The sequence below is a fragment of the Microbulbifer mixtoriginis (SeqCode) genome (genome assembly GCF_052467235.1).
On sequence record NZ_CP174305.1, the window covers coordinates 3,646,330 to 3,669,947 of the forward strand.

A 23,618-nucleotide genomic window follows, 5' to 3' on the forward strand; every position below is an offset into this window, starting at 1 on the left:
GTGGCTGAAAGCGAGAGTTATACAGGGGATGGAATAAAAGCTTATGGACCGCTTGAGACACGAAGGCTTGGGAATGACCTCCCAGCGAACTCGCAATCGCCTGATCCAACGCTTGAGGGATGAGGGCATTAGCAATGAAGAAGTCCTCGATGTGATGGCTTCGACCCCCAGGCACCTTTTTCTGGATGAAGCCCTGGCGATCCGCGCCTATGAGGATACAGCTCTGCCAATTGGCTATGGCCAGACAATATCCCAACCTTACATTGTTGCCCGCATGACAGAGTTGCTGCTGAGCAGGGCCAAATCCCTGCATAGAGTTTTAGAAGTTGGTACGGGTTCCGGCTACCAAACCGCAATTCTTTCTAGGCTGGTTGAACAACTTTTTTCTGTTGAGCGTGTCGAACCCTTGCTCGATAAGGCCTGCCAGCGTCTTAACGAGTTGGGATATCAGAATATTGAATACAATCTCAGTAGTGGTGGTTTTGGCTGGCCGGAAAAAGGGCCTTATGATGCAATCCTGGCAGCAGCGGCTCCCTCAACGGTTCCCGATGAACTCAAGCAACAGTTGGGACCAAATGGCGTGCTGGTTATTCCTGTGGGTTCGGAGCAACAGCACCTGATGATGATCTCTCGTCGCCAGGATACCGATCAGTTCGATGTGGAAAAGCTAGAAGCAGTGCGGTTTGTGCCGCTGCTTAGTGGTGTGGTTCGATGAAATTTAGAGAGCTCTTTAAGAGCCGGTACCCGGGTGTAGTGCTGCGTGGTATGGGAATGGGTGCTGCAGATGTTGTTCCGGGGGTTTCCGGGGGGACCATTGCTTTTATCACAGGGATCTACCAGGAGTTACTCGACTCTTTGAGCCGGATAGGGCCTCACTGTATTACGATAATGCGGGAGGAAGGGCTATCAGCGACGTGGAAGCACATCAATGGCAGCTTCCTGTTATCCCTGTTTTTAGGGGTGTTGATCAGTATCTTCAGCCTGGCGAGGATTATTAGCGGCCTTTTAGAGCAATATCCTATTCTCGTCTGGTCTTTCTTTTTTGGCCTAGTGCTGGCTTCTACCTTCCCTATTCTTCGCAATATCCCCAGGTGGTCTCTTTCGACAGCGGTCTTTCTCTTTCTAGGCATCGCGCTGGCAGTTGTTGTCAGTGAGCTTCGCCCTGGGGACATCCCAGCTACGCCACTTACTTTATTTTTATCTGGAGCATTGGCAATTTGTGCCATGGCTTTGCCCGGAATTTCAGGTGCCTTTATCCTGCTTATGATTGGGATTTATCCCAAGGTACTCACTGCAGTACATGAGCTGCAATTGTCGAATTTATTGTACTTTGCGGTTGGGGCCGCTCTGGGGTTAATGCTTTTTAGCCGATTGCTTTCCTGGTTGATGCACAAATATGTCGCTCGCACATTGGCTTTTCTTGCAGGGATCTTATTAGGTAGCCTGAAAATAATTTGGCCCTGGAAGCTACCAATCAATGGTGCCGAAACTGTTTCCAGTAAGCTTGCGCCATTACTCGCCAATACATCCCCGTCGAACTTTATGGCCCAGACAGGTGAGAATGCGAATCTGGGGCCTGCGATTATTGCCGCTTTGGTTGCTGCGGTACTGGTTCTCGCGGTGGACTATTTCGGAGGGGGGCATCGAGGTAAATCCTACGCCACACCGCAATAAGATCTGGAATATCTCGGTATGGCAGCTTTTTATGAAGCTTTTCCAATGATTTTTAGAGCTTTTCTTTAGACACTTTTTCCATAAATGCCGTGGTCTGATGTAAAAAGAGAATAATGGAATGTCATCTTTTACGACAAGTTGAGGCCCATTTTTGGCGGAACAATAAGCCTAATATTGGTCATTTTTTGACTTTGATGTTAAAAATATTAGGCGTCTGTGTCGTGGCTATAGCCCTGGTTTCCTGTGCTGGCCACAGAGCACCGAGTAGTTCCCTAAATCAGCCTCCAAGTATCCGTCTCAATCATCATACTGTGAGCCGCGGGGATACCCTGTATTCTATTGCCTGGCGTTACGGTCAGGATTTCCGCAAGCTGGCGGCTATCAATGGCATTAAGCCTCCCTATAATATTTATCCCGGCCAACGCTTACAGTTGAATGGTAAAGTGCCGCGTCAAGTCGCCTCAAGCTCCCCTGTAGCCAGAAAAAAAACTGTGGCTAAGCCTGTGCCCACAAAAAAAGCTATTCCCGCCAAGAATAAAAAATCTTTAACGAGAAGCTCTACGCGCCAGAAGCCTCAAAGTAAGCGAACAGGGGCGATTCACTGGCGTTGGCCTGTCCGTGGACAAGTCATCAGTAAGTTCCGCTCTGGAGACCCCTTGCGGAAGGGTGTTGATATCGCCGGTGAAAAGGGAGAATCTGTATCGGCAGCAGCTGATGGCACTGTTATCTACGCTGGCAGTGCACTGAGAGGGTATGGAAAACTGCTGATCGTTAAGCACAGCGATGTTTACTTGAGTGCTTATGCCCACAATCACCGACTGCTGGTGAAAGAGGGTAGTAAGGTCAAAGCTGGACAACGGATAGCGGAACTGGGTTCGAGTGGTACCAACCGCGACAAGCTCCACTTTGAAATACGAAAAAACGGTCAGCCAGTGGACCCTCTCGCGTATCTGCCTTAAGCCGGGAGAGTGCTCTAAAGCTCTGCAAATAAAAATGGACTTTTAACTAATACCACTTGGGGTGGTCACAGCAATCGTGGCGACCAAATGGTCAAGCCGATTCTGTGGCTGTCGCACATGTGTACCTGATTGGTCGTTTTTTAGACCGATTCTGGTCTCATGCTATGCGGTTGATATTGGCAAAGTACAAGGAGCAGGGGAAATGGAAGCACAACGGCAAGACCAGTCCATGACTGGCCAGGCAGAAGACTTTCCTCCTGAGTTGGCGGTAGAGAATGATGAGCAGAAACTAAATTCCGAAAAAGGTAAAAGTAGTGGCCGTACGCGGAGAAATGCGGCAAAAAATAACTCCGTTTCCTCCCCCACAGAGAAGAGTCGGGTTAGCAGGTTGGATGGCGATGGCCATTTACAGAAGAACCTGGATGCCACCCAGCTCTATCTCAATGAAATAGGCTTTTCCCCCCTACTGACCGCTGAAGAAGAGGTTTATTACGCACGCAAGGCCTTGCGTGGTGATGCTGCATCAAGAAAGCGTATGATCGAGAGTAACCTACGCCTTGTTGTAAAAATCGCCCGTCGCTACGTTAGTCGTGGCCTCGCATTGTTAGACCTAATCGAAGAGGGCAACTTGGGGTTAATTCGCGCTGTTGAGAAGTTTGATCCGGAGCGAGGTTTCCGCTTTTCTACTTATGCTACTTGGTGGATACGTCAGACAATAGAACGAGCCATTATGAATCAGACTCGTACTATTCGCCTGCCAATCCATGTAGTAAAAGAGTTAAATGTGTATCTTCGAGCATCTCGTGAGCTTGCACAGAAGCTGGATCACGAGCCATCTGCAGAAGAGATTGCTAACTTGTTGGAGAAACCAGTAGAGGACGTCGAACGGATGCTGGGGCTCAATGAGAGAGTCACCTCCGTAGATACTCCTATAGGCCCTTCTTCCGAGAAGACGTTGGTTGATACTATACCCGACCAGCAGGAGTCTGATCCGGCAGAACTCCTTCAGGATAGCGACCTTTTCGATAGCATTAATCGCTGGCTTGGTGAGCTTCCCGATAAGCAGTGTGAAGTTGTATCCAGGCGCTTCGGATTACGTGGCTTTGAGGCGAGCACCCTAGAAGAAGTTGGGCGTGAAATTGGTCTCACTCGTGAACGGGTTCGCCAAATCCAAGTTGATGCACTGAAACGTTTAAGGGAAGTTATGGAAAAGCAGGGACTTGACGGGCAATCCCTGTTTGGAAATCTCTAATTTTGGCCCCTAAATAGGGAGGCCCCATGAAAGGTGTGTTTCGTGGGGCTTCCTCAAACTAACTGTGATAGCGATGTAATACGTCACAGTTTCCGTTTTTCTACTTCAAGAGCGCTTATTTTCTCACCCAGCGACCAAGGTTGTCCTGGTAGTACTCCCCACGGGATAGGCGGGCCTCTAGTTTCTCGGCAGCACGTGCCGCAACTTGGGCAATATCGACATTGTGGCTTTTGGCAATCTCGGTATAGGCCTGCTTACGTTCCGCATTTATTTTTTTTACAAGCTTCTCCAGTTCAGGCGAACTGGCGTCCACAATAGCGATATAGCCACTGTTTGCTTCTCCCACTAACCCTTGCTTTTTGGCATCTTCTAAGGAAATCGCCATTGCGGGTAACGCCAATATCAAGCCCAGAACTAATAGAGCTTTCTTTACCATACTCATATTCTATCTCCTCAGAAAATGCCTTCCTTGTCGTCAAACAGGTTTTCAAGATCCTTGTCCACTTTGACCCGGATTTCATGTTCAATCTTAACATTCAGGTTTACAGTAATTGGCTCGCTGGGGGCCTTCACTGCTACAGTAGGTGTGCAACCTATAGCAATCAAAGTGTACAGTACTCCTAAAAGAATCAGCCGGCTGGCCCTCATCTGATACTCCTTATGGTGCCACTTAGGCGCCTTTTATTTGTTGCATCTTCAGCAGTTACGTCAAAAATCAGGCCAGGTTCGCCAACTGCGTCGGGAGTGACCACATTTGGCAATTGTAATGGCTCTACCTTAACCCGCTCTGAATTAGTCGACCTTATGCACTAGTGGGGAGAGCCTACTGTACTAGCAACCTATTGGTCCAGTTGCTTTTCTAACGCTGTTGTCAGGTCACGGCTGGCTTGTAACGAGCGCAACATTGCAGGAATATTATTCTCAAGGTTGAGGTTAATAATCAGGTCTCTTTCTGAATCCATTGATTCACTACGCCCGACAAGTTTTAAGTTGAGTAATAGGTCTCCACTGGGAGGATATTGTAAATTGCCTTCCAGGGTGCGGAAGTCATAGTCTTCAAGGGCATTTGAGATCAGTTTCAGCTGGGGATTGCCCTTGAGCATCTGCTGAGAAAATGCACCATAATATCTTAGCTCTCCGCCAGGCTCGACTGCTTCCAAATGACCATTTTTAACGGTAATCCCTTGGGGGCCTGTGGTAATAGGTATGGTTAAGTTTAGACGTCCTTTGGCTTTGAAACTTTCCGATTCGGTTTCTTTAGCTAGCTTTTCAAGAGATACATGCTCTGCGTACAAGGTACTGTTGCGCTCTATATTATCCAGATTCCAATACAAAGCTTCGGAAGACAGTTTTCCATCAAGAAACTCTGCAGAAAAATCGTTTAGGATAAGATCTTGTGTTTTATTTACAGACAGAGAAAAGGACAAATTATTTAGAGGTAATCCTGCGTTGATGGATTCTATAGTCAGAGGCTGTGGTTTAGATGTAAACCATTTTCCTCTATGAGTTTCCACCAGAACATTCCCATTAACTCCTGCAGCAAAGCTACTATCGTAGATCGCAGCGATATTAGTTAAACTTATATCGATAGTATCAGTTGATTGGCGAGGCCATGATATAGCGCCATTGGCAGAAAGCCCCCCAGAAACGATATCTAAAGGTAAGCCTTGGAAAACCTTACTGAGAGGTGCTGCGGAATTGAACTCAACATATGGCAGTGAAAATTGAAGAGCGCCAACTGCTAACTCGATATCATGATGCAAACTTGAGGTGAGTTGTAAATTACCGGCCTTAACTTGGCTTTGTCCCTCAAGCTTACTCCCGTCCAGGGAGAGAGAGCCAGTAAGAGAAGTCTCAAGGGTATAATTTTCAGGGGTAGCGACCTTAAGTCTGTTACTACTAAAGTCACTGCTGAACTGTGTGCTATCTCTTGAAGATATTACTTTTATATTATTCAGATCTAGTGTTCCAGATAAGGTCCCATGCTCATTGGAGAGGTTGCTAAAATGGTTGCTTGATTTCTCAATAATGCAACTTGTGATGTCTGATAAAATTTCACAATTGACTTTAGGCGCTATAAATTCCGCTTCCCTAATCTTGAATTCCTTAGCTTTCAGCTCTCCAAGTGAGGCTTTAACTTGTTCCAGTTTTAAATTCTGAATGTGGCCATCTTCCTGGAAGTGAATGGTAGATGAAATATCCATTTTTCTGAGAGCAACACCCGCCGGCATATCAATTATTACAGGAGATATGGCCTCGAACTTAAACTTGCACTCGGTAAAATTTTTGATGTTGCACTGAATGTGTTCAATTTTTGAAGCGGCTGAATTAGAGGTGTTTTTGGCTTTTAGCTGAGTGACAATTAATCCATCGTGAATTTGTATATTGAAGGAGTTGGATTCCGAGGGGCTCCCGGTAATATGAATGTTCTTCTTAACTTCGGCTTGAATATGATTATGATTTAACCCGCTGTTGAGTAAGGGAGACTCTTCTTTCAGACCGGTTACTTCTGCATCAAACAGTAAATCGCTTTTTGGTAAGATAGTTAGATGAATTTGCTCAAGCCAGTTTTTATTTATAGACGATGTTTCGGTAAAATTTAAGTGAGCCTCACTTTGAAAGCTGAGATATCCTTTGGGATTGGTAATTTCGAGTGAAGGAAAGTAATTCTTAGTCAAAAGGGGCTTGATTAGTGGTTCTGCTCCAGCCAGATCGACAGAGCCCTTCAATTGGAACTTAGGGTTGGGTGTTAGATCGCTATATTCGAACCTAAGATTTGCCAAAAGATTTTTGCTGCCAGAATCTTTTAGTGTTGAAACCTCAATTGAGCCAGAACCAGTGACGGACTCTAACTGAATAGGATTTAGAGTCTTTAGTTTGAGTTCTATGGGTGACTGAGTTGACAAGTGAGCCTGTATCTTTTTATTGGAAGATTCAATGGGTAAGCTCAATCCCAGGTTATCACTCTCAACTTTAAATAGAATATCCTGATAATTTGCCTTGGATAAGATTTCGTCTGGAATGAAGGCGCGAGCATTAATCAGTATATTCCCACTGGCTCTCATCCCATCTACAGGGGTTTCGGCCAATACTTCAGAGATGTTTAGAATCGACTCAATGGAATTTAGGTTTGATGATGCACTCGCATCTAGTTCCCATTGATTTTTATGGGTTTTGGATATATCTATTTCCAGTCGAGAAGGTTCTTTAATTAAGTCAGAGCTTATTTCTGTAACTGTAGTAATGTCGCCTGAAGTCAAATTGGCTTTTAGTGAAAGTTCGTGATTTCCGGTTTTGATTGAGCTGAAAGGTGTTTGTATATGGATCTCTGTATTATGCCGGTTAATTTTCAGTGGGCCAGCCTTCAAATCATCACCAAATTCAATTTCTCTTACGAATACTGATCCAGGTATAAAGCTTATTATATTCTGAGTTAAATTACTTAAGGTGAGAGTGTTTTCTTTAGAGGGTATCTTTTCAGTTTTGTTAGGTTTGCTTGATGTAGAGTTTTTTATTTCAGAGTATGTGAGTTTGCCAATTGATAGCTCAATCTTTTGGGTGTTATCCCGATCAAAAATAATATGAAAAGGATAGAGTATTTTAACCTTGTTCAGGATAAGGTTATTTTTTCGGTTGGACTGAAGGCGGACTTGTTCGATAGAAGCTTCCTTGATGCCTAATTTCAATCCGGATAATTGCTGAATAACAACTTCGCCTGCAAATAGGTTGATCATCTGAGAGACAACAATATCTTTTTTCCACCAACTACCAACTAGAAAGGTAGCTAAGAGTACTGTAGTCACAATGATAAGAATACGGGGTTTTCGCACTTTAAAACTCTTAACTTATAGAGTGGAGGTGATTTCGTATAATCGCTAGAAAACTGCAGCAGTCATGTAACGGGTTAATAGTGTCTTTTGCAGATCTGTAACAAGATATCTTATCAGACTGTCAGGATAATACTTTGTGAGAGTTAGATTATTGACTACTAAGATGGTTCACCTACCCACCAAAATGAGAAATGAATGTTGGGTCATAAGATGTCAGCCACTCTGTCCTGCAGCAGTTTTAGGTGTCATTGCATCTGTTATTATTTTCCGGCTTTGGGTGTAAAAGCCAGAAAGCAACAGGCTTAGCCATGCAGTCCCATTCGAATGAAGTATTAAGGCTGTATTGGGCTTTGATAGCAATGCAGATACCTCATGAGGGAGGGGTATCTTGACCTGCAACACCTGGAATCTTTTGTAGGTTCACTCAGTGATTAAGGTGCATGTTAAATAGTTTTAGGCTATCAGTAAGAGTCTTGTAATTGCTTTTGTTGTGAAGGTCATCACGTACGATCGGAGGCAGTCCGCACGTGGTTAGAGTTGCTGTCCAGGCTGAAATCTGCCACAGGAGTGGCGGGCGGGTAACTAGAAGTTTTCATTGATTAGAAGATAGCCGATCAGTTTACCCCTACTAAACCACTGCCTCTGTCAATGGACCAACAAACAGTCCAAGAACCCCATTCTTATCAAACTAAAAATATAAGATTTTTAGCCGGTGATTGGTGGAGAGAGGCTTAAATAGCTAAAAAATTGACCATCCGCTAGAGGGATAAACACGGCGATGATTCTGGGTGGGTATTGAATCTGTTTAGGAAGCGTTGCTTGAGTTGTGCAAAATTAGCCTAATTTGTGATTGGTAAATGGGGCATGGATCTTAGAGATATTCAAGATTAGAAGAGGTATTATCTATTTATGTTTTCTTTAGCCTGTGTTGGAATATACGAGCCCAATTTACACGGAATTAATCTTCCATGGGGGCGAATTGAATGAGGATATTTAAAAAATGCAAGACGCTCAGCCGAAGACTATTTACCTCAAAGATTATCAAGTACCAGATTATCTGGTAGATAGCACAGATCTTCATTTTGAATTGGAGCCCAAGGCGACTCTGGTAAAGTCACAGCTAAAAATCCGTAGGAACCCCAAGGCGGGTCAAGGTTTGCCGCCTTTACTTCTGGATGGCGTCGATTTAGAGCTGTTATCTATTGCAATTGATGGTTCAATTCTTCCCGAGGTCTCATATCAAGAAACCCTCCAGGGATTGTCTATATTGGTGGATAAGCCTGAATTCATATTGGAAATCCATAATAGAATTAATCCTGAAGATAATACTTCTTTAGAAGGTTTGTATCTTTCAAATGGTATGTATTGCACACAATGTGAGGCAGAAGGGTTTAGAAAAATAACTTTTTACCCCGATCGTCCAGATGTGATGTCGAAATTCACCACTACTATCGTTGCGCCAAAAGATCATCCTGTATTGCTATCCAATGGTAATCAGATTGATTTTGGCGATTGTGAGGATGGTCGTCATTTTGCGACCTGGGAGGATCCTTTTGCGAAACCATCTTATCTATTTGCTTTGGTGGCAGGGGATTTAGAAAATGTAGAGGATACTTTTACTACTAGTAGCGGGCGTGAAGTAAAACTGCAAATTTTTACTGAAGCAAAAAACATCGGTAAATGCGAGCATGCCATGCGCTCCCTGAAAAAGGCTATGAGTTGGGATGAGGAAGTATATGGCAGAGAATATGATCTAGATATTTTTATGATCGTGGCGGTAGATCATTTCAATATGGGGGCCATGGAAAATAAAGGGCTAAATATCTTCAATTCAGCTTGTGTGCTGGCGAGTCCTGAGACAGCAACCGATTCTGCCTTCCAGAGAATAGAATCTATCGTTGGGCATGAGTACTTTCATAACTGGTCGGGAAATAGAGTTACATGCCGGGATTGGTTTCAGCTCAGTTTAAAAGAAGGTTTTACGGTGTTTCGTGATGCCGAATTTTCTGCTGATATGAATTCTCGGGCTGTTAAGCGTATCGAAGATGTTTCACTATTACGAACCAACCAGTTTGCTGAAGACGCGGGCCCCATGTCTCACCCAATAAGACCAGATTCTTACATAGAGATTTCCAATTTCTATACATTAACAGTATATGAAAAAGGTGCGGAAGTAGTCCGGATGTTGCACACCCTATTGGGGAAGGAGAAGTTTCGCAAAGGTAGCGATCTCTATTTTGAACGACATGATGGAAGTGCAGCAACCTGTGAAGATTTTATCCTGTCGATGGAAGATGCTAATCAGGTAAACCTCACCCAGTTTCGACATTGGTATAGTCAAGCTGGAACTCCACTCTTAGAGGTTACAGACAGCTTTGATCAAGCAACGGGCAGATATAGCCTTAAAGTTTCTCAGTCTTGCCCAACTAGGGCGAACCAGGATAAAAGTCTACCACTTCATATCCCGATTAAAATTGGTTTGCTGGATGTGGATGGAAATAACTCTATTCTCAACAATGAAGGGGACATTGAGGAAGTTCTAGAGGTTACTCAGCCTGAGCAACTCTTTGAGTTTAGTGGATTTCGGGAAAAACCCCTGCCATCACTTCTGCGTGATTTTTCTGCGCCTGTCAAGGTTCGTTACCCCTATACCGGGAAACAGTTGATTTTCCTGATGCGTAATGATTCAGATACGTTTAACCGTTGGGATGCATCGCAGCGTCTTGCATTTATGGCCCTTACACAACTACAGCAAGACTATCGTAGTGGAGAGGCACTTCAGTTACAGCCTGAACTGATAGAGGCATACCGGGATGTGCTAAAAGATAGCACACTAGATCCCGCCTTAGTGGCAGAAATACTACGATTGCCAAGTGAGCAATCCGTTGCAGAGATGAATGATCTTATTGATGCTGAAGCGATAGTTGTAGCGCGAGATTTCGCCTTAAAAACTTTGGCAACGGCATTGGCTCCTGAGCTGTTACAAAGATATACAGCGTTGGATCACCAGAAACCCTATAGTCCCAATGCAAAAGATATTGCTGAGCGAAGCTTGAAAAATACTTGCTTATCTTATCTTGCAGCTACAGAAAAAGATGATGCGTTAAATATTGTACAAAAGCAGTTTGAGACAGCTGGGAATATGACTGATAGCGCCGCAGCACTTAGTGCATTGATTAACTACGGAAGTGCTCCGAAGGTTGATTCGGCAATACAAGAATTCTATCAGCGCTGGAAAGATGATACTCAAGTTGTGGAGCTTTGGTTAGGGCTGCAAAGTAGCAGTGCCCGAAACGGGACTCTTGCCAATATCAAAAATTTAATAAAGCATCCCTCCTTTGAGATTAAAAATCCAAATAAAGTTCGAGCGGTACTCGGTGGATTTGCTAATCGAAACTTTAAGCAGTTTCATAAGGAAGATGGTAGCGGCTTCTTCTTTATTGCTGAGCAGGTCGTTATGCTAGATAAAATTAATCCACAGATAGCAGCACGGCTTGTTGTGCCGATTACACGCTGGCAAAAATACAGTGATGATCTTTCGGGTAAAATGAGAGAGGCTCTTCAGGGTATTCTTGATTCTGGTGGGTTATCTAAGGATGTTTTTGAGGTGGTGAGTAAAAGTATAAACTAAAGCTCAGTTGTCAAGTTTGTTAAATGGGGCGATAAATTGCCCCATTTTTGACTTGAGCGTGAAGCACTCTAAATTTCTTTATAATATTGGTCTTATCCGCTCGCTGCCAAGTCTAACTAAGTTGAGTTTTTCGTTGAGTAGTTTTAGTTCGGTAATGGATGTATAGTCAGGACGGAACTGCTGAATTTTAGAGTTATCTAGAACATGTGCTACTACAGAATTGATTACCATATAGTGGCAAAATACTATAGTGTCTTCTTGAACACTTAAAAGATAGTGAATGATTCCGTCACGCCACTTCTTTTGTTGTGTATTGTTGGGGTCCCAATTCTGATCTAATAAAGAACGTAGCCAAGGTAAGCGTTGTTGTAGTGTGACCCCTTTGGGTGTAGGGATTTCGCTGACTCTGTTTTCTAAAGTAACGATTTTCCTCCACTTCTCTGCTAAAGGTTGTGCAGTTTGCTGTGCGCGTAGTTTGGGACTACTAACTATATTGAGATCCGTATTTTCAGTGAAACTTTGAGCTAAAGTTGTGGCTTGTTTATGTCCCAAGGTGGTGAGAGTTGGGTCAGGTATTAGAGGACCTTTTGCGGCCTCACCATGACGGGCAAGTAGAATTTTTATCATGCTTTTGATTTTATAGGTATTTATTTAAGGCTTCATTGGGAATATCTTGCCATAAGTTGAGTAAATCCGTGGCATTAAATTCTCTAGAGGTTGAATTTTGGCCTAATCGCTTACTGTTGGTGCCTGAATAGACAGCCCAATCCCCTCCAGGAGTACCTATTTCAGCAAAGCTAAGCCAGGATCCCTGAATAGAGGCGCTGAGCAGATGGGCCTCGGTTTCTCCACCGTACAGCATCTTAAGAGAATCTTCGCCATGGGTTCCAAATACATAGCCGAGCTCTACTGCATGACAAGCCCCTAACAGAGGTTGAGAGGCAAGGGGTTGTGTGAAATGGTAGTGAAAACAATTACCGGGATATCCATTGAGATGCCTGAGGCCTGGGAGGGTAAATACCATATCTGTAAGCATTAGATTCCAGGTTTTACTCCATATTGGCCAATGATTATCTTTAGTTATAGAGGCTTGTTGATAATAATAATTGATAATGGGTTTTAGCTTATCTTCAGGAATTAACCACTCTAGGTGTTTACAAATCTTTTGATAAGTAAGTGTATATATTTCCGGATTGGATGCACTAAACAAATTCCATTCTTCTAGATTGCTTCCTAAAAGGAGTGGGAGGCCTTTTTCTGTTGGTTTTCTACTAAGTTTTGTATCTTCTATAAGTTTATTGTCAATAACGGGTTTAAACGGAAGTTTTCCCCATTTTTGATGTAGCTGTGTAGCTTCTAGAATTTTTTTCTGTGCTTGTAAAAGTTCTTTTGCTGTATAGTGATAAAGTGATTTTCCTTTACTTATTTTCCTGAGATGAAAAGTAAAGGCTTCTGCCATCTGGTTTGCCTGCTCGATAGAGTGAAGGGCTCTGGGGTGGCCGCTTTGCACAATGGCACGGGCATATAATCCTTGGCATTCAGAAATATTCAAAATAGAGGCGATACTCATAGCGCCTGCAGACTCGCCAAAAAGTGTAATATTGTCTGGGTCTCCACCAAATACGGAGATGTTATTCTTTACCCACTTAAGTGCGGCAATTTGATCCAGAATGCCCTCATTACCGGTAGAGGGAATCTCGCTGATGTCCTTGAGGCGCAAAAACCCAAAAGAGCCTAGTCGATAGTTGAATGTAATGATGATGGCCCTGCCACTGGCAGCTAAGTAACTACCATTGTAAATAGGTTGACAGCCAGAGCCCATATAGAAAGATCCCCCATGAATCCAGAACATAACTGGAAGCTTCTGTGAGGGGTTGACTGAGGGAGAAAAAATGTTGAGATGTAAACACTCCTCCCGCTCAGGAATTTCGCCATCTCGTCCTCGGACTTCCATTAATGTGGATGGGTTTTGCGCAGCCGGCATGCCGAATTCTTCTGCATGATATGGAGTTGTCCAGGGGGGGAGCTCTTCAGGAGGACTCCAGCGTAGTTCTCCTACGGGGGGGCGGGCATAAGGTATCCCAAGAAACTTATGGATTCCCAATTTCAAATCACTTTTACCGATGATGGGGCCAGAGCTAGTTTCTATTATTGGCGTCAGATTTTTATTTAAGTGTTTGCCAATATCTGGATCCTTAGTCATTTCTGGCGCCCCTATCTCTAAAATTAATTCTCAGATTTGTTTTTGCAGTGTGAATGGTTGCATGACTGTTACAGGCTCAACTGAAATCATATTTACAAAAAGGCGCTGTTGGGGAGTGCATACTTATACCCTGAGCGTAATTTTAATGAGGTGAATTATAATTTAGTCAGCGGATTACTGACGGTGGGGTATTAGCTGTCTATTAGTCTGAGGTTTGTTTAGATTAGGATTTTGAAGGATGATTAGTCATGGGGGAGTGCACTGCTGGTCGGGTATTAAGCGATGGCCTTAAGAAGTGGTTAGAGATTTCATGAATTTTATGTTGCAAGCTGATTGGTCATGTTACATTCATAAAAAATTCATATTTTCAAATTTCTTGTCTTTGAAAACGCTGACTTCACTATTTATAACGTTTATGAGAAACATACCTCGTTTGAGATAGTTTGCCCCACTTTTTAGTCGCTTGTTATTCTTATGAGATTGAAGATCTTCATGCGTTCCCTTAATGATGACCACTGTAACTTAGTTTGTGTGTTTAGTGATCATATCCAGTTGATATATTGTGGTGGAGAGATGGTTGCTTGTTGCTTGGGCTTCGCATTCAAATTGATTTTTTGAAGTTTAGAAACTGCCTCTTCAATATTGCCATTCATTGCATAGATGATACTAATTACCGCTGCTATGCGATATAAAACTTCGTTACTTGAGTTTGGTAAACTTATCTCTAATTCTCGATTTGGTAACTGTAGGGAAACCGAGTCATCATTGTCGTTTGCGCATGTTTTATTGATACGGACTTCGGCATTAGTGCTTTCCCCAAATAGAATAACTCTTCGAGCGTGTTTCTTAGCCTTTTTGAATATATAGTCAAAGCATTGAAGGTGTTCTCCAACTATTGCAATAGCAGGACCGGTTAAACCTTCAAAGATCCGGGAGCACAATTTGGCCATGTCGGCTACTGAAGTTGCCATTTGGTTAGTGGACGGTAAATCAATTTCAGTAATTAAAGATATTGTCGGTTTAATACGATGTGTAATTGGCCCAGGCTTCATACTGAGGGCACTTTGCGTAACTTCAATAATCGCAGCTTCATGATCCTTATTTAGACTGGCCAACACACATGGGGCTGCTATGCATGAATTGTCTGCACCGGAATTGGTTAGAACTTTATCCTTTGGACCAAGTGTATGTGTGATCATGTTTCGTATAGGAAGCCCCTCTGATGTTCCAGTAATAGCAATGACTTCACCATCGAAACGCTCGCGGGCTGCAAAACCTAGCTCTATGATCGTCTTAAGAGGGTCATCCACCTTTAACACTGGCAGTCCTTTAGGCAGTCCGGGGATAGGGCGTGAGACTATTGCTCCGGCAATTCGGTCAGCAAACGATGGTAGTTTTTTATGAGAATCCCAGAATTTTGCTGAGACCTTCGGAATCGGCGCATGGTAGGAGCGATCCAAGTTTGTATGTGCAACGAAGAGAACTGGCTCTGATGATGCTTCAATAAGTCCACTATCTGAAACTACACTGCTTACGAACCACTCTTTATCTTTAGGGGGAGGTTCCAGCCAGGTGCCTCCAGAGATAGTGGCCAGCTGTTCTGCATTCCAAGTTTGCCCAGGTAGATGATCATAAATAATGTCTGGAAACTTGGTTCTATAAACTGGAATTTTGCTCTTTTGGTATTCACGTTGCGGAGTGAGGCTTAGTTTGCTCATTACTCCTGGAATAGGTATTGGCTTGATTTTAGTTTTATTGGAAATCAAACCGACATATAGATGTAGCTCCGCATCACTAAGATCTCTGCTTGCAGGGGCTCTAAGCCCAAAAAAATCGCGGTAAATCGTGTTGGGCTCCCAGTGGCTAGTGGGGAGCTGCCAGTCACAGGGGTCGTGGTCCATAGAGGTTCCCCAGCAGGGCATGGAACTCTGCAAAGTTGGTATAGCGCGGAAGTCCAGTCTGAAGTCCTCAGAGAGTTTACTTTCGATTTTCCAAAAGGACTCCACCCATAGCATCTGCCGGGATATTAGCTCTCTAGGAGTTAATTTAACCCCCAGTAGCACTAGAGGGCCAATTTTTTGGGGGGGGATTTGGGCATCAACAGGTACCGAAGGAACCTGCCATTGGGGGTTTATTGGGCGTTTTGCCAATATCTTTTCTTGCCGATAAGTGGTTTTCCTACTAATAGAGAGTTTTCCTGCCAGGCGTGAGGGCGGAGTAAGCTTTAGATTGGCTGTGCCGTCTTCACATAAATGGAGTTGAGTTCCCAGTGACAAACAAATTTGGGAAAACCTTTTACAGTGTGCTTTAGCAGCTTCACCATATAACTGCTTTGAGTAGCCAAAACCAGCTTCAACAGGAGCAAATGTGATTTGCTCAATGCCACTGGTACTTAGATGCAGGCGAAAAACGCCACTATCGGACACGCTTTCACGGATACAATCAAAGAGTAAGTCCCCGGCACCGTGGATAATAGGGCGCTGTTGATATATTTCTATACCTTTTAGATTGTAACTGCCAGAGCCCAGAATACCATCTGCGCCAGCCTCTATAATTTTGTGGGCTGCGATGACTTGCTGCGGACAGGGTTGAGCCTTATGGTTTGCTTCCCAGTGCACGGCTACCAGAACCACCTGGGCTTTCTTGCGAGCTGCAGTAATAAGGGGCCGCAGAGTGTCGTACCATAGCTCTGGTACTGATAGGGGGAGGTGAGCACAACCAGGATGCGTGGGGCCGGCAGCATAACGAGGCTGGGTGGCATCAAGAGAGAATATCGCTACATTGATATTTCCAGCAGGTCTGATTACAGGGCTGAGTGCCTCCTCTAGATTCCTGCCGGAACCTGAATGTCCAATCCCTGTGCAATCAAGCCACTGCCCCTGTTCCATTAATGCGGCAGGCCCATAATCGCCACTGTGATTGTTAGCAGTACAGGCTATATCTATTCCTGCATTAATGAGTATGGACAGCATCTCTGGTCTAGCGCGGTAATAACATGGGGAGGCCTCTCCCTTTGGAATACCCTGCTCACCGCTAGTGGCGATCACGCACTCCAGATTGATAACGCTGAGATCGGCATTATTCATTGCTGGGACATGCCCCAGAACCTGTTCAATGCCCAGCTGGGCTGTACGGTAGTGTTGTCTGCGCCCCAGATTTACATCACCGCCCCAGGCAATCACTGGCCGATCTTGAGCGACAGAGGACGCGGTGGCTTGCCCATCAGTAATGATTTTGGAATGGTATAGATTGGCGGTAGCCCCTGTTTTTTTAGGTGCTTGGGATAAAAGATATTTCCTATAGGCGATCAAGCTAGAAAGACAATGACTCACTTCGTCTAATCTGACCCTGAAGTTTTCATGGCGAGTAAAAAAACTGCCAGTAACTCTTGCCGGATTCTTAAAGAACATGGCAAGCTCAGGCCAAAAATAGCCGTTTAATAGGTGATTGGCCCTTCCATGTAATGCACGATAAAAGTGTTCAAGATCAATTTGGTCCAGTAGATATTGATATGCCTCTTGGGTGCTTAGATCTGAGATCATCTTTGCCGCAGCCACCATTAACTCGAGTAACCTTGGGGATGCAGTTATATGCTTCTCGACAAAGTCCAGAATACTGACAAAGTTACGGATACCGAACTGATAGTATTTTTCCTTCGGCCTATAAATCGTGAGCAGGTTTACACAGTGGCTCACCCAGTGATCGTGAGCGCGCCAGTGCTCAGTCGCTATAAAATGATCCAAGCTTTTCTCTACCAGTGTTAACCAGCGCGGATTCTTATCCCAGCTATAAAGGCATATTAATGCGAAAGCTGCTTTACCCAGAGGGTTATTCGAGGCCGGCTGTTGTTTAATGGTGAAAGAAGAAAACTCCAGAACAAGGGGAAGCTGCCCAGTGTCCAGGTTTTGTAAAAATTCTATGCCCCTGGCTAATTGCTCCATCAGGTCTGCATAAGTCCTGCACTGCAAAGCCTCAGAATATTTAACCAGGGCTAATAGGCTTGCCGCGTTACTAGCTAGGTCAATTTCACTATGCTGTTCTACCCAAAAGGCAGCGACTTCACTTGTGTTTGGGAAAGTTATTTGGATTAATTTAGAGGTAAGATATTTCAATGCCTCCTCTATGGCTTCCAATAGAGAATACTCTTTGGTGACTTCCCAGGCCTCAACCATCGCGCAGATGCTACTTGCGTGGCATAAGTTTTTGTCATTGATGATCTCTTGATCGAAACAGGCATGCCATCCATAGTGAAAATGCCCACTGGGCTTTACCTGACCAGCTAGATAATGGCTGCTACTTTCAATAATCTTTGTAGCATTCTGGCTATCCAGCTCTTCAATAACCCGGCGTCCAGTATTCAATCCCGATTCATATAGGCACAAAGGCTCCAGTTCTTTTTCGCAAAAAAGCCCTGCAGTGGTCAGAAGTACAATGCTTCGTTCATCGGAGAAATCCAGATCTTCTTGCTGGTTAAAACGTTTCTTGAAGTATGAAGTAAAATTCTTTTCATTGAGGAATCCATGCTCGATTTTATCGCCGCCATGTAGCATGGCATTCCCGTTAAGCTCTTGTTCGAGAAAAGCAAATTTGCAATCGACATCCAATGCAAGGCCGTAGCGGAAGTAGGAGCGCTTGGTGTCCTGGAGAAGTTCATGTAAACCGGCAAGAGTCATTGTGCTCCTGCGGGTAACCCAATCTACCCGTAGCCAGCAGGGTTCTATTTTGGAGCTTTTAGCTGCCCTATGGGTAATTTCAGTGAGAGTCTGCCAAGCGCTTGGGAAGTCCTTAGCATGGGTGTGCCGTACTTGAGCTCGTTGCTTGGCGTCACTGATAGAAAAAAAAAGCGTATAGGGTGGGCTGAGATCACGCAGTGCCCGCTCTACCATGGGGCGTGCTCGTCTAAGCATGCTGGATAGGGACATGTCGCTATTATTCTCTGTGGATCGGGGTGACGGCTACATTATTCGTATAGCTTTGCTGGGTAACTAAAAGAGGACTTTCCTGCTGGAGTATAGACATGCGAACAGATTCTGCTGGTAATGAGAGAAATCTTGCAGGAAAAATCTGATCAGATAAATTTTTTATGAATATAGAAAATTAGGTTTTCAAAACTAATCCACTTGGATAGTATTAGGGATACCGCGCTTAAGAATGGAAGGCACGCAAAGTGCCGAAGGTTCTCACAATTAACCCTTAAGCAACTTAAAAGGGTTAACTCCAGGTTGAATGAGTTTGCAGGTTATACGCTTGCCAATCCCTAAAACCCGAAAGGCGACCCTTTCGGGTTTTTTGTCAGAAAACTATTAACCGACCAATTAAAGATTGGTTCTCGCGGTTGATTACCCTGTCGACTTTTAAGGCGGCACATGGGCGTTAAGCCTGTGCGAAGGGTTGTCCTTCCTGGTTTTGTTTGAATTTTACTACCTGGTGCGGAGCTCAAAGAGTCTTAGAGGACCTTTAGAGAACAAGGAAGAAATAGAAGTGGAGTATTAGGCAATGCGTTGGAATTGGTGGCAGAACCTCAGGGGATTTCCTCCTCTGGTCTGGATAATATTAGTAGGCAGTTTTTTTAGTCGTGGCACTTATTTTATGGTTTGGCCCTTTCTGGCCATTCTTCTTTTCAATAAATTTGAGTTGGGTGCAGCGGAAATTGGCTTGATTCTGAGTGCCTCAGCAATTGGTGCGGCGCTATTAGGCTTTTTTGTGGGGGCTTTGTCTGATCGTTATGGACGTCGGAATATCCTGCTATTAGGTTCGCTAATAAACTTATGTTCTTTTGCCCTACTAGCAGTGACCCAGACATTAGCGGGATTTATTCTGGCGATGACTCTTTGCTCAATTGGTCGCGCCGTTTGGGAGCCGCCAGCTAGCGCATTGATTGGCGACTTAATTGATAACCAGGCGAGTCGTGAGTTAGCTCTGCAGCTGCGTTACTTCCTTATTAATGCGGGAGCGGCATTAGGGCCCATTGTTGGTGTCTGGGCGGGGCTTAGTGCGCAGCAGTCCACCTTTGGCTTAACTTCTCTCAGTTATCTGCTTTTGGCGCTGGCGTTTATTTGGGGATTTGCAAAAACAGAGAAGGGACAGCTCGCAAAGAGCAATGGTGATGGTTCTGTCGATTTAGGCAGTACCCTGGCGATATTGCGCAGGGACCAGGTGTTTATGGTGGTGATTGTTGCCAATATCCTCACGATGTTTATCTATGCCCATATGGATTCCAGTCTGGTGCAATATCTGACACGGGCGGAGGCTCCGCGATTGGTTGAGCTGATATCCAGTATGATCTTTGTGAACGCAATGACCATCGTGTTATTGCAGTTTCCACTCATGCAGTTGATGCGCAAGCTGGATATTAATGGGCGAATTATGATCGGGCTGGTGATATTGGCCGCGGCACAAATGTGGTTTGCCCTCAATCCGGTGCACTGGTTTTGGGGCTGGATGGGGGCGACCTTTGTCCTCAGTTTGGCTGAAGCGATTCTCTTTCCAACCATGAGTGTACAGATAGACCGGTTGGCGCCTGAACATTTACGCGGTACCTATTTTGGGGCCTCTTCCTTTTACGCTCTTGGTTGGGCCCTGGCTCCTTTGGCTGGAGGGGTGGTTTTAGAGTGGTGGGGTGGACCGACGCTTTATTGGATGTTGCTGGCGCTTTGCGGTGTAGTATTCGCGCTTTATCGCACAACAGCTTACCTCTCCCGCCCACAGTGGCCGGAGCAGAAAGAGCCGATAATCTCTTCAGGTGAAAGTGCCAAAATCACTGGATAGTTAAAAAGAGGTTTTTCAGATATAGAAATAGATGGTGTCTGTGAGGCATAAAAAACGGGAAATCCAGTAGTAAGCGTGGAGTTTCCCGTTCTGATTTGCCTGAGAAAATCCCCGACAAGAATATTGCCGGGGAATTTTTTTAGATCTCTGCGGCGAGGCGTGAGCCTTGGTCAATGGCGCGCTTAGCGTCGAGCTCCGCGGCCTCGTCGGCACCACCGATTAGGTGGGTCTTTACTCCGCGCTCCTGCAGCGCTTCATAGAGTTTGCGAGCAGGTTCCTGGCCGGCGCAGACAATAATGTTATCCACCTCTAGCAGTCGCTCTTCATCGCCTACACGAACATGCAATCCCTGCTCGTCAATTTTGTCGTAAAGAGCACCGGCAATCATCTCAACCTTGCGGTGTTGCAAGCTGCCACGGTGAATCCAGCCAGTAGTTTTACCCAGGCCCGCACCCACTTTGGTGGTTTTGCGCTGTAGCAGATAAACCTGGCGAGGGGTGCTTACCGCTTCGCGGGGTTTCAGGCCAGAGCGCTGTTCCAGCTCAATATCCACACCCCATTCACTAAAGAACTCTTCTTTATCGCTGGCAACCACTTCCTCTTCGGTAGAGTGGGGGCCGTCGTGAGTCAGGTATTCCGCTACGTCGAAACCGATACCGCCCGCGCCGATAATGGCCACTTTTTCTCCGACTGGTTTCTTGTGCTTCAGTACGTCCAGATAACCCAACACCTTGTCGCTCTCAATACCGGGGATCGGTGGAGTGCGTGGCTCGATACCGGTGGCGATTATCACTTCGTCAAAAGACTGCAGGTCTTCTGCGGTAGCGATAGTGTTGAGTTTGACCTCAACGCCAGTCACTTCCAGGCGACGTTTGAAGTAGCGCAGGGTTTCCTGGAATTCTGCCTTGCCGGGAATCTGCTTGGCGATATTAAACTGGCCACCGACTTTGTCGCTGCCTTCAAACAGGGTTACCTGGTGTCCGCGCTCGGCGGCAACGGTGGAGGCAGCCAAACCAGCGGGGCCGGCACCGATAACAGCAACTTTTTTCACGTTTTCGGTAGGCAGGTAGTTCAACTCTGTCTCATGACAAGCGCGTGGGTTGACCAGGCAGGAGGTGAGCTTCAGCTGGAAGGTGTGATCCAGGCAGGCCTGGTTACAGCCAATACAGGTATTGATTTCATCGGCGCGGCCCTCTGCGGCCTTGTTGACGAAATCGGAATCTGCCAGGAATGGACGCGCCATGGAGATCATATCGGCCTGCCCGGAGGCCAGCACTTCTTCGGCCACTTCCGGCACATTGATGCGGTTACTGGCAACTACCGGGATAGACAGGTGCTGTTTCACCTTGGCGGTAATATCGGTAAATGCGGCGCGGGGTACATTGGTGGCGATAGTGGGAACGCGCGCTTCGTGCCAGCCGATACCGGTATTGATAATCGTGGCGCCGGCTTTTTCGATAGCCTGGCCCAGGGCAACTACTTCGTCGAAGTCACTGCCATCTTCCACCAAGTCCAGCATGGACAGGCGGTAGATAATAATAAAGTCTTCGCCAACAGCCTCGCGCACACGGCGAACGACTTCGATCGGCAGGCGGATACGATTCTCGAAGCTGCCGCCCCACTCATCGGTACGCTTGTTGGTGCGCTTTACGATGAACTGGTTAATAAAGTAACCCTCGGAGCCCATGATCTCTACGCCGTCGTAGCCGGCTTCGCGGGCCAGGGTGGCGCAGCGTACGTAATCATCGATCTGGCCTTCGATTTCCTCACTGGTCAGCTCGCGCGGAGTGAAAGGGTTGATCGGAGCCTGGATGGGGGAGGGAGCAATCAGGTTTTCGTTGTAAGCGTAGCGGCCGGTGTGCAGGATCTGCATGCAGATTTTGCCGCCTTCGGCATGAACGGCCTCGGTCACTTCCCGATGCTGTTGAGCCTCTTCTGGGGTGTTCATTTTAGAGGCACCCTTAAATACGCCACTCTCTTCGTTGGGCGCGATACCCCCCGTTACAATCAGGCCAACGCCACCGCGGGCGCGCTCAGCGTAGAATGCCGCCAAACGGGTAAAGCCACCGGGGTGTTCTTCCAGGTTGGTGTGCATGGAGCCCATCAGCACCCGGTTTTTCAGGGTGGTGAAGCCCAGGTCCAGGGGGGCAAGCATATTAGGGTAGGCTTGGGACATGGCAAAATTCTCTTCTTGTAACCTTTGGGGTTCATTTATATATGCAAAAAAGTGCATATCGTTGCCCAGCAGGATAACAAGAGCCTTTGACGTGAAACAGTGACCTTTCCGGTCGAATTCAGTGATCAATTCCTGACGTTTTATTAAGCTATTTGCGTCCCATTCTCATTTGGCTGAAATGCTTGTTTTTAAAGGGATTTTGCTCTGTTCACTTACACAGCCAAAACCGACAGAAGCTGCTCTCGCAGCCAGCGATTGGCGGGATCTTCTTGTAGATTTTTGTGCCACAAAAGATGCCAGTCCATCAGGGGTATTTGGAACGGCAGTTCAAATAGACGTGCCGAATACTGACTGGCCAGACTCGCCGGTACGGTTAGAGCCAAATCTGTGCGTAATACAATTAAAGGTGCTACTCGGTAGTGTTGTACACGCAGTTTGATGGTGCGTCGCCGCCCCAGTTTGTTCAGTGCTATATCCGCCAGGCCAGGACCCGTGCGCCTACTGGAAACATGGATATGTTCCAGTTGTAAATACTGTTCCAGTGTCAGGCTCGACTCCCCAGCCAAGGGATGCTCATTGCGCAACATACAGAGATAACGGTCTTGGTGCAGGCGCTGTTGTTGCAGTTGGGGCGCTGTAGCCAGAGGGACATCCAGGGCGAAATCCAATGTATTGGCGGCCAGTTCCTTGGCAAGCTGATCCCTGGGAACGTGAAATGACTCTACTGTTACACCCGGCGCTTCTTTTTCCAGGCGCTCTAAGAGAGGCGGCAGCAGTAGGGTTTCTGCCATGTCGTTCATAGATAGTCGCAATGTTTTGCGTGCCTGGGCGTGGTTGAATTGGCGGTGTTCATTCAGGCTGGTACCCAGTAGGGAAAGGGCCTGCTGCACCCTGGGCATGATGGACTCCGTAAGAGGGGTGGGAGCCATGCCGGAGGGGCCGCGAATAAATAATGGGTCGTCAAGAGTGCGGCGCAGACGTGCCAGGGCATTACTCACTGCCGGCTGGGTGATATGCAACTGCTCAGCGGCTCGGGTGAGGTTGCCCGAGTTATAAATGGCCTCCAGAACCAAGAACAGGTTCATATCCATTTTTTGCAACTGCATCTGTGCCTCAATCATAACC

Annotated in this window: 14 protein-coding genes; 6 read left to right on the forward strand and 8 right to left on the reverse strand. The window is 45.8% G+C overall.

The window, feature by feature from the left end; genetic code table 11:
• The first annotated feature begins 43 nt into the window (after positions 1-43).
• From ACJJIO_RS15910 to rpoS, 4 genes are all read left to right on the forward strand, one after another.
• Positions 44-715: a protein-L-isoaspartate(D-aspartate) O-methyltransferase gene (locus tag ACJJIO_RS15910; protein ID WP_444909051.1), complete on the forward strand. Its 672-nt coding sequence runs from the start codon at positions 44-46 to the stop codon at positions 713-715.
• Positions 712-1,674, forward strand: coding sequence for a DUF368 domain-containing protein (locus tag ACJJIO_RS15915; RefSeq protein ID WP_444904172.1), 963 nt, complete (start codon positions 712-714; stop codon positions 1,672-1,674). Before ACJJIO_RS15910 ends, ACJJIO_RS15915 begins: the two co-directional genes overlap by 4 nt.
• Before the next feature lie 221 nt (positions 1,675-1,895).
• Complete coding sequence (locus ACJJIO_RS15920; protein ID WP_444909052.1) at positions 1,896-2,633, forward strand: peptidoglycan DD-metalloendopeptidase family protein; 738 nt, start codon at positions 1,896-1,898, stop codon at positions 2,631-2,633.
• A gap of 202 nt (positions 2,634-2,835) precedes the next feature.
• Positions 2,836-3,885 (forward strand): RNA polymerase sigma factor RpoS, encoded by a 1,050-nt coding sequence (rpoS, locus tag ACJJIO_RS15925; protein ID WP_252085093.1) that lies wholly within the window; start codon positions 2,836-2,838, stop codon positions 3,883-3,885.
• A gap of 115 nt (positions 3,886-4,000) precedes the next feature.
• Here rpoS and ACJJIO_RS15930 read toward each other — a convergent pair whose 3' ends face one another.
• The 3 genes from ACJJIO_RS15930 to ACJJIO_RS15940 all read right to left on the reverse strand — a co-directional run bounded on the left by ACJJIO_RS15930 (position 4,001) and on the right by ACJJIO_RS15940 (position 7,715).
• Positions 4,001-4,327: a YdbL family probable chaperone protein gene (locus ACJJIO_RS15930; RefSeq protein WP_444909053.1), complete on the reverse strand. Its 327-nt coding sequence runs from the start codon at positions 4,325-4,327 to the stop codon at positions 4,001-4,003.
• Positions 4,328-4,338: 11 nt separating this feature from the next.
• Complete coding sequence (locus tag ACJJIO_RS15935; RefSeq protein ID WP_252085095.1) at positions 4,339-4,533, reverse strand: YnbE family lipoprotein; 195 nt, start codon at positions 4,531-4,533, stop codon at positions 4,339-4,341.
• A 191-nt stretch (positions 4,534-4,724) separates the two neighbouring features.
• Positions 4,725-7,715, reverse strand: coding sequence for an intermembrane phospholipid transport protein YdbH family protein (locus tag ACJJIO_RS15940; protein ID WP_444909054.1), 2,991 nt, complete (start codon positions 7,713-7,715; stop codon positions 4,725-4,727).
• A gap of 1,000 nt (positions 7,716-8,715) precedes the next feature.
• Between ACJJIO_RS15940 and pepN the strand changes: the two genes are divergently transcribed.
• Entirely contained in the window at positions 8,716-11,346 is a 2,631-nt protein-coding gene (gene pepN / locus ACJJIO_RS15945) for an aminopeptidase N (RefSeq protein ID WP_444909055.1), read from the forward strand.
• A 78-nt stretch (positions 11,347-11,424) separates the two neighbouring features.
• On the opposite strand, the gene ACJJIO_RS15950 is transcribed toward pepN, so the two are convergent.
• The 3 genes from ACJJIO_RS15950 to ACJJIO_RS15960 all read right to left on the reverse strand — a co-directional run bounded on the left by ACJJIO_RS15950 (position 11,425) and on the right by ACJJIO_RS15960 (position 18,471).
• Positions 11,425-11,973, reverse strand: a complete 549-nt coding sequence (locus tag ACJJIO_RS15950) for a histidine phosphatase family protein (RefSeq protein WP_444909056.1) — start codon at positions 11,971-11,973, stop codon at positions 11,425-11,427.
• 10 nt (positions 11,974-11,983) lie between these two features.
• Positions 11,984-13,549, reverse strand: a complete 1,566-nt coding sequence (locus ACJJIO_RS15955; RefSeq protein ID WP_444909057.1) for a carboxylesterase/lipase family protein — start codon at positions 13,547-13,549, stop codon at positions 11,984-11,986.
• 542 nt (positions 13,550-14,091) lie between these two features.
• Entirely contained in the window at positions 14,092-18,471 is a 4,380-nt protein-coding gene (locus ACJJIO_RS15960; protein ID WP_444909058.1) for a CapA family protein, read from the reverse strand.
• 574 nt (positions 18,472-19,045) lie between these two features.
• On the opposite strand from ACJJIO_RS15960, the gene ACJJIO_RS15965 reads away from it, so the two are divergent.
• Positions 19,046-20,317, forward strand: a complete 1,272-nt coding sequence (locus ACJJIO_RS15965; protein WP_444909059.1) for an MDR family MFS transporter — start codon at positions 19,046-19,048, stop codon at positions 20,315-20,317.
• 139 nt (positions 20,318-20,456) lie between these two features.
• Here the strand turns inward: ACJJIO_RS15965 and ACJJIO_RS15970 are convergent, their stop codons facing one another.
• Together ACJJIO_RS15970 and ACJJIO_RS15975 are read right to left on the reverse strand one after the other, a co-directional pair.
• Complete coding sequence (locus ACJJIO_RS15970) at positions 20,457-22,493, reverse strand: oxidoreductase (protein WP_444909060.1); 2,037 nt, start codon at positions 22,491-22,493, stop codon at positions 20,457-20,459.
• Between the two features lie 212 nt (positions 22,494-22,705).
• Entirely contained in the window at positions 22,706-23,599 is an 894-nt protein-coding gene (locus ACJJIO_RS15975; protein WP_444909061.1) for a LysR family transcriptional regulator, read from the reverse strand.
• Between the last annotated feature and the right edge of the window lie 19 nt (positions 23,600-23,618).

Coding starts and splice junctions, on each gene's coding strand:
- ACJJIO_RS15960 (WP_444909058.1), bottom strand. CDS start 18,471: ATGTCCCTATCCAGCATGCTTAGACGAGCACGCCCCATGGTAGAGCGG.
- ACJJIO_RS15965 (WP_444909059.1), top strand. CDS start 19,046: ATGCGTTGGAATTGGTGGCAGAACCTCAGGGGATTTCCTCCTCTGGTC.
- ACJJIO_RS15975 (WP_444909061.1), bottom strand. CDS start 23,599: ATGCAGTTGCAAAAAATGGATATGAACCTGTTCTTGGTTCTGGAGGCC.
- ACJJIO_RS15955 (WP_444909057.1), bottom strand. CDS start 13,549: ATGACTAAGGATCCAGATATTGGCAAACACTTAAATAAAAATCTGACG.
- rpoS (WP_252085093.1), top strand. CDS start 2,836: ATGGAAGCACAACGGCAAGACCAGTCCATGACTGGCCAGGCAGAAGAC.
- ACJJIO_RS15930 (WP_444909053.1), bottom strand. CDS start 4,327: ATGAGTATGGTAAAGAAAGCTCTATTAGTTCTGGGCTTGATATTGGCG.
- pepN (WP_444909055.1), top strand. CDS start 8,716: ATGCAAGACGCTCAGCCGAAGACTATTTACCTCAAAGATTATCAAGTA.
- ACJJIO_RS15915 (WP_444904172.1), top strand. CDS start 712: ATGAAATTTAGAGAGCTCTTTAAGAGCCGGTACCCGGGTGTAGTGCTG.
- ACJJIO_RS15950 (WP_444909056.1), bottom strand. CDS start 11,973: ATGATAAAAATTCTACTTGCCCGTCATGGTGAGGCCGCAAAAGGTCCT.
- ACJJIO_RS15935 (WP_252085095.1), bottom strand. CDS start 4,533: ATGAGGGCCAGCCGGCTGATTCTTTTAGGAGTACTGTACACTTTGATT.
- ACJJIO_RS15910 (WP_444909051.1), top strand. CDS start 44: ATGGACCGCTTGAGACACGAAGGCTTGGGAATGACCTCCCAGCGAACT.
- ACJJIO_RS15970 (WP_444909060.1), bottom strand. CDS start 22,493: ATGTCCCAAGCCTACCCTAATATGCTTGCCCCCCTGGACCTGGGCTTC.